Here is a 7254-nt window from a genome sequence, read left to right as displayed (position 1 = left end):
AGCCTCGTTTCCCGCTCCAAAAATCTCGAAAAGGGAAGCCTCCGCGGCTTCCCTTTTTTCTTGCCCGGTGGCCCCGATAATGCCCGGTCACTACGACATGGAACTCCGCTCGGAGCCGCCGTGGCCTGGATGGTGAAATCGGTAGACACAGCGGACTTAAAATCCGCCGCCCTCAACCGGCGTACGGGTTCGAGTCCCGTTCCAGGCACCACGCGCATGGCAACCGGCGGTCGCATCGCATGGGCATGTTTGCGCAGGAACTGTTGAACCCGGGCGTCCGCAAACGCGAGGTCCTTGGCTGGTCGATGTACGACTTCGCCAACTCGGGCTACACGACCGTTGTCCTGACCGCCGTCTACAACGCCTATTTCGTCGGCGTGATCGCCCGGGGCCAGCCGTCGGCGACGCTGCTCTGGACCGTGCTGATCGCGATTTCCAGCTTCCTGGTGATGGTGACGATGCCCGGGCTGGGCGCCTGGGCCGACGCGCACGGCGCGAAGAAGAAGCTGCTTGGCTTCTGCACCGGCGCTTGCGTGCTCTCGACAGCGGCGCTCGCGGTGTTCGGGCCCGATCAACTGTGGTGGGCGGCGGTCGCCGTCGTGGTCTCCAATGTCTTCTTTTCCTATGGCGAATCGCTGATCGCGGCGTTCCTGCCCGAGCTCGCGAGACGCGACGCGCTGGGCCGCGTGTCCGGCTGGGGCTGGGCCTTCGGTTATCTGGGCGGCATGCTCGCGCTGGGGCTGTGCCTGGGTTATGTGCTGAGCGCTCAAGCGCGCGGCGACACCGCCAGTCACTTCGTGCCGGTCACGATGCTCATCACTGCGGGCCTCTATCTGCTGGCCGCGCTGCCCACCTTCCTGCTGCTGCGCGAGCGCGCCGATCCGTGCGCGACACGCCGGGCCGCGCGCATGGGTTCCGGCCTCTCGCAGCTGTGGGCGTCGTGGCAGCGCGCCCGTGCCTATCCGGACTTCCTGCGCCTGCTGGCCTGCGGCACCAGCTACCAGGCCGGCATCGCCGTCGTCATCGCGCTGGCCGCCGTCTACGCCGAGCAGGCGCTCGGCTTCACCCAGGCGCAGACGATGACCCTGGTGTTCCTGGTCAACATCGCTTCGGCTGTCGGCGCGTTCGTGTTCGGTTATTACGAGGACCGCATCGGCCATCAGCCGGCGCTCGCGATCACGCTCGTCGGCTGGATGATCATGGCGCTGCTGGCCTTCCTGGCGACCACCGCCTGGCTGTTCTGGATCGCCGCGGTGATCGCGGGCCTGTGCATGGGATCGAGCCAGTCCTGCGGCCGCGCCCTGGCCGGCGCACTCGCGCCGCATGACCGGCTGGCCGAATTCTTCGGCCTGTGGACCTTCGCCACGCGACTGGCCGCGATCATCGGGCCGCTGACCTACGGCGCGGTCACCGTGCTGACGGCGGGCAACCACCGGCTCGCGATCCTGTCCACCGGGGTGTTCTTCGTGCTGGGCTACTGGCTGCTGCGGCGCGTGGACATGACGAGAGGCCTCTCGCGCGCACTGGTCTGAGCACCTCGACGGCGCCCGGCTTCAAGCCGTGGCGCGCGCGGCGACGATGTCACGCCAGCCCAGCGCCTCGCGGGCCAGATGCTGCAGCGGCGCGGGATCGCCGTGCTCTCGAGCACCACGCACCCCGTCCCCGTCGATGCCAGCCCCAGTCCTTCCCAGACCCGACGGGCCTGGCGCGCGACCGCGTCTTCGATGTTGAGCAAGCGCACCTCCTCGCCCAGCGCCGCCTGGATGCGCGACTGCACGAGCGGATAGTGCGTGCAGCCGAGCAGCACCGTGTCGACGCCGGCCGCGCGCAGCGGCGCGCAGAAGCGCTCGATCAGCGCACCGAGTGCGTCGCTGCCCAGGTCGCCTTGCTCGATCAGGGTGACCAGGCCCGGACAGGGCTGGCTGATGAGCTCGACGTCGCCCGCATGCGCGGCGACCAGCTGCTCGAAGCGTCGACTCGCGATCGTGGCGGTCGTTGCCATCACGCCGATGCGGCCGTTGCGGGTCGCCGCGACGGCGGGCTTCACGCCCGGTTCGATGCCGACGACCGGCCAGTCGGGCCAGCGGTCCCGCATCGCCTGCACCGCGTGCGCGGTGGCGGTGTTGCAGGCCACGACCGCCATCCGCGCGCCGACCTCGCGCAGGCGTTCGGCCACGCGCACGCTGCGATCGACGATGTATTCGCTGCTGCGGTCGCCGTAAGGCGCGTGCGCGGTGTCGGCGAGGTAGTGCAGCGGCACCTCGGGCAGCTGCTCCCGCAGCGCCTTCAGCACCGTCAACCCGCCCACGCCGGAATCGAAGACCCCGATGCAGGGGACGCGCGACTCGCGTTCGAGGGAGTCGGCGGGGGCGGTGGCGGAGGGCGCTGAACTCAAGATCGTCATCGTGGGGGTGGCGTGTCGGGAGCGGAGTCTAGAGGGATTCCCTCATTCCCGGCCTCCACCCGCTTGGCAGCCGTGAATCGATGGCTAGAATAGAACGATCGTTCGTTTTATTTTCGAGCCGGCGCCGAGGCGGTGCTCGCGGGTCCACGGAGATTCCGGGACGGGAGCAGGGGCGCATGACGGCTGGGAGACACGGGGGCGCCCCGGGGCTCCCATAGAATCGAATTAACGTTAACGTCAATCCAGCTTGGAGTGCTTCGATGAAGGTATTGGTCCCCGTCAAACGAGTCGTCGATTACAACGTCAAGGTGCGCGTCAAGAGTGACGGAACCGGCGTGGACATCGCCAACGTGAAGATGTCCATGAACCCGTTCGACGAGATCGCCGTCGAAGAAGCCGTCCGCCTGAAGGAGAAGGGCGTGGTCACCGAGGTGATCGCCGTGTCCTGCGGCGTCACGCAATGCCAGGAAACGCTGCGCACCGCGATGGCCATCGGCGCCGACCGCGCCATCCTCGTCGAGACCGACGCCGAACTGCAGCCGCTGGCCGTGGCCAAGCTGCTGAAGGCGCTGGTCGACAAGGAACAGCCGCAGCTGGTGATCCTGGGCAAGCAGGCCATCGACGACGACTGCAACCAGACCGGCCAGATGCTGGCCGCGCTGACGGGACTGCCGCAGGGCACCTTCGCGTCGAAGGTGGAAGTGGCCGACGGCAAGGTCAACGTGACGCGCGAAGTCGACGGCGGCCTGGAGACCGTGTCGCTGACGCTGCCGGCGGTCGTGACGACAGACCTGCGCCTGAACGAGCCCCGCTACGTGACGCTGCCCAACATCATGAAGGCCAAGAAGAAGCCGCTGGACGTGGTCAAGCCGGCCGACCTGGGCGTGGACGTGGCGCCGCGCATCAAGACGCTGTCGGTGGCCGAGCCCCCCAAGCGCAGCGCCGGCATCAAGGTGCCGGACGTGGCCACGCTGGTCACGAAGCTGAAGACCGAGGCCAAGGTCATCTGAGCCCCAGAACAAGATTCGGAGATAAGACATGACCATCCTCGTCATCGCTGAACACGACAACGCCTCGCTCAAGGGCGCCACCCACCACGTGGTCACCGCCGCCGCCGCCATCGGTGGCGACGTGCACGTGCTGGTCGCCGGCTCCAACGCCGGTGCCGCCGCGCAGGCCGCGGCGAAGATCTCGGGCGTCGCCAAGGTGCTGCACGCCGACGGCGCCCAGTTCGCCGACGGCCTGGCCGAGAACGTCGCCGCGCAGGTGATCGCCATCGCCAAGGACTACTCGCACGTCCTGTTCCCGGCCACCGCTGCCGGCAAGAACGTCGCACCGCGCGTGGCCGCGCTGCTGGACGTGGGCCAGGTGAGCGACATCACCAAGGTCGTCTCGGCTGACACCTTCGAGCGTCCGATCTACGCCGGCAACGCGATCGCGACCGTGCAGTCGACCGACTCGGTCAAGGTGATCACCGTCCGCACGACCGGTTTCGATTCGGCGGCCGAAGGCGGCAGCGCCGCGGTCGAATCGCTGACGGCCGTGGCCGACAGCGGCAAGAGCAGCTTCGTCGGCCGCGAGGTCACGAAGAGCGACCGCCCCGAACTGACCGCCGCCAAGATCATCGTGTCGGGTGGCCGCGCGCTGGGCAGCAGCGACAAGTTCAATGAAGTCCTGACCCCGCTGGCCGACAAGCTGAACGCCGCGCTGGGCGCCTCGCGCGCCGCGGTGGACGCGGGCTACGCGCCCAACGACTGGCAGGTCGGCCAGACCGGCAAGATCGTCGCGCCGCAGCTGTACATCGCCGCCGGCATCTCGGGCGCGATCCAGCATCTGGCCGGCATGAAGGACTCCAAGGTGATCGTGGCGATCAACAAGGATCCGGAAGCGCCGATCTTCTCCGTCGCCGATTACGGCCTGGAAGCCGATCTGTTCACGGCCGTCCCTGAACTGGTCAAGGCCCTGTAATCGATCGCTGAGCACCGCGGCCGCATCGAACGGTCGCAGACAAGACCAAGGGCGCCCGCCGACGACGCGCGGCGCCCTTTTTTCATCCGGAGACACTCCATGACCTACCGCGCCCCGATCAAGGACATGCTGTTCGACATGCAGGCCCTGGCTGGCCTGCAGACGCTGTCCGAGCAGATTCCCGCGTTCGCCGACCATGGCCTGGACACCGCGCAGGCGGTGCTCGAGGAATCGGCCAAGCTCAACGAGGACGTCATCGCCCCGCTGAACGTGGAAGGCGACAAGAACCCCTCGTACTGGAAGAACGGCGAGGTCTTCGCGACGCCCGGCTTCAAGGAGGCGTTCAAGCAGTACGTCGAGGGTGGCTGGCAGGGGCTGCAGCATCCGGAGGCTTATGGCGGCCAGGGCCTGCCCAAGACGATCGGCGCGGCTTGCGGCGAAATCGTGCAGGCGGCCAACGTCAGCTTCGCGCTGTGCCCGTTGCTGACCGATGGCGCGATCGAGGCGCTGCTGGTGGCGGGCTCGGAGGCGCAGAAGCAGACCTTCATCCCCAAGCTGATCTCCGGCGAGTGGACCGGCACGATGAACCTGACCGAGCCGCAGGCGGGCTCGGACCTGGCGATGGTGCGCACGCGCGCCGAGCCGCAGGGCGACGGCACCTACAAGATCTTCGGCACCAAGATCTTCATCACCTGGGGCGAGCACGACATGGCGGACAACATCGTCCACCTGGTGCTGGCCCGCGTGCCGGGCGCGCCGGAAGGCGTGAAGGGCATCAGCCTGTTCCTGGTGCCCAAGTTCCTGGTCAACGCGGACGGCTCGCTGGGCGCGCGCAATGACGCGCACTGCGTGTCCATCGAGCACAAGCTGGGCATCAAGGCCAGCCCGACCGCAGTGCTGCAATTCGGCGATCACGGCGGTGCCATCGGCACGCTGATCGGCGAGGAGAACCGCGGCCTCGAATACATGTTCATCATGATGAACGCGGCCCGCTTCGGCGTCGGCGTGCAGGGCATCGCGGTGGCGGACCGGGCCTACCAGAAGGCGGTCGAGTACGCGAAGGACCGCGTGCAGTCGCGCCCGGTGGATGGCTCGTCGAAGGACGCGGCCGCGATCATCCACCACCCCGACGTGCGCCGCATGCTGATGACGCAGCGCGCGCTGGTCGAAGGCTGCCGCGCGATGGCGATCGATGCCGCCGCGGCCTACGACATGGCGCATCACCACGAGGATGCCGAGACCCGCCAGCAGGCGCAGGCCTTCTACGAATTCATGGTGCCGCTGGTCAAGGGCTACAGCACCGAGATGAGCCTGGAGGTCACCTCGCTGGGCGTGCAGGTGCACGGCGGCATGGGCTTCATCGAGGAGACCGGCGCGGCGCAGTACTACCGCGACGCGCGCATCCTGCCGATCTACGAAGGCACGACCGCGATCCAGGCCAACGACCTGGTGGGCCGCAAGACGGTGCGCGACGGCGGCGCGTTCGCGCGTTCGGTCGCTGCGCAGGTCGAGGAGACCGAAGGCGCGCTGGCCGCCAGCGGCAGCGCCGACGCGCTGGCGGTGCGGGCGCAGCTCGCGGCGGCGCGCGCGGCCTTCGTCGACGTCGTCGATTTCATCGCCGCCAACGGCAAGGCCAATCCGAATGCCGCCTTCGCCGGCTCGGTGCCTTACCTGATGGTGGGCGGCAACCTGATGGCCGGCTGGCAGCTGGCGCGCTCGCTGCTGGCGGCGCAGGAGCTCAAGGCCGCCGGCCAGGACGTCGCCTTCATGGATGCCAAGATCGCCACCGCGCGCTTCTACGCCGAGCACATCCTGCCGCGCTGCGCCGCGCAGCGCGATGCCGTGGTGAACGGCGCGGGCAGCGTGATGGCGCTGCCGGTCGACGCTTTCTGAGCCGCGTCCCGACCTGATCTCGACGTCCCCGGCGCGACGCGCTCCCGCGCGCGCCGGGGCCACCATGGACGGCAACGATCCGTCGACTTGACCCGAGGAGATTCCGAGGTGGCACTTCCCCCGCTGTTCAACACCCTGCGCCTGCCGGTGATCGGCTCGCCGCTGTTCATCATCAGCAATCCGAAGCTGGTGATCGCGCAATGCAAGGCCGGCATCGTCGGCTCGATGCCGGCGCTCAACGCGCGCCCGGCCGAGCTGCTCGAAGATTGGCTGGCCGAGATCACCGAGACCCTGGCCGCGCATGACCGCGCGCATCCGGAGTCGCCGGCGGCGCCGTTCGCGATCAACCAGATCGTGCACAAGAGCAATGACCGGCTCGAGCACGACATGGCCCTGTGCGCCAAGTACAAGGTGCCCATCGTGATCACCTCGCTGGGCGCGCGCGAGGACGTCAACGCCGCGGTGCACGGCTGGGGCGGCATCGTGCTGCACGACATCATCAACAACAAGTTCGCGCGCAAGGCCATCGAGAAGGGCGCCGACGGCCTGATCGCCGTCGCGGCGGGCGCGGGCGGCCATGCCGGCGTCAAGAGCCCGTTCGCGCTGATCCAGGAGATCCGCGAGTGGTTCGACGGTCCGCTGGCGCTGTCGGGTTCGATGGCCAGCGGCGACGCGATCCTGGCGGCGCAGGCGATGGGCGCGGACCTGGCCTACATCGGCTCGGCCTTCATCGCGACCCAGGAGGCTCGCGCCGCCGACGAGTACAAGCAGATGATCGTCGAGAGTAACAGCGACGACATCGTCTACAGCAACCTGTTCACCGGCGTGCACGGCAACTACCTGAAGGGTTCGATCGTGAAGGCGGGGCTCGATCCGGAGAACCTGCCCGAGAGCGACCCGACGAAGATGAACTTCGGCGGCAACGGCGCGAAGGCGTGGAAGGACGTGTGGGGCAGCGGCCAGGGCATCGGCGCGATCCGCGAGGTGCT

Annotated in this window: 6 protein-coding genes and 1 tRNA gene; 6 read left to right on the top strand and 1 reads right to left on the bottom strand. The window is 68.3% G+C overall.

All coding sequences use genetic code 11. The annotated features are described in order from the left end of the window. The first annotated feature begins 123 nt into the window (after window positions 1-123). Together FUT87_RS16095 and FUT87_RS16090 are read left to right on the top strand one after the other, a co-directional pair. Window positions 124-211 (top strand) — tRNA-Leu (locus FUT87_RS16095). Between the two features lie 28 nt (window positions 212-239). Next, window positions 240-1532, top strand: coding sequence for an MFS transporter (locus FUT87_RS16090; RefSeq protein ID WP_147241669.1), 1293 nt, complete (start codon window positions 240-242; stop codon window positions 1530-1532). Here the strand turns inward: FUT87_RS16090 and murI are convergent. Further along, window positions 1475-2404 carry a glutamate racemase gene (gene murI / locus FUT87_RS16085; RefSeq protein WP_147241668.1) on the bottom strand — a complete coding sequence of 310 codons (930 nt, stop codon included), beginning with the start codon at window positions 2402-2404 and terminating at the stop codon, window positions 1475-1477. The two genes, FUT87_RS16090 and murI, sit on opposite strands and share 58 nt — an antisense overlap. Window positions 2405-2664: 260 nt before the next feature. Here murI and FUT87_RS16080 point away from each other — a divergent pair, with 260 nt between their 5' ends. The 4 genes from FUT87_RS16080 to FUT87_RS16065 form a co-directional block, all read left to right on the top strand. Next, entirely contained in the window at window positions 2665-3414 is a 750-nt protein-coding gene (locus FUT87_RS16080) for an electron transfer flavoprotein subunit beta/FixA family protein (RefSeq protein WP_147241667.1), read from the top strand. A 28-nt stretch (window positions 3415-3442) separates the two neighbouring features. After that, complete coding sequence (locus FUT87_RS16075) at window positions 3443-4372, top strand: electron transfer flavoprotein subunit alpha/FixB family protein (protein WP_147241666.1); 930 nt, start codon at window positions 3443-3445, stop codon at window positions 4370-4372. Window positions 4373-4471: 99 nt separating this feature from the next. Then, window positions 4472-6265 carry an acyl-CoA dehydrogenase gene (locus tag FUT87_RS16070; RefSeq protein WP_147241665.1) on the top strand — a complete coding sequence of 598 codons (1794 nt, stop codon included), beginning with the start codon at window positions 4472-4474 and terminating at the stop codon, window positions 6263-6265. Between the two features lie 108 nt (window positions 6266-6373). Continuing rightward, window positions 6374-7254 (top strand): nitronate monooxygenase family protein (locus FUT87_RS16065; RefSeq protein WP_147241664.1); only part of this gene is annotated, 881 nt, incomplete at its 3' end.

It is taken from the genome of Mitsuaria sp. TWR114, from assembly GCF_007997345.1.
This window is presented reverse-complemented; position numbering and strand designations above follow the sequence as displayed.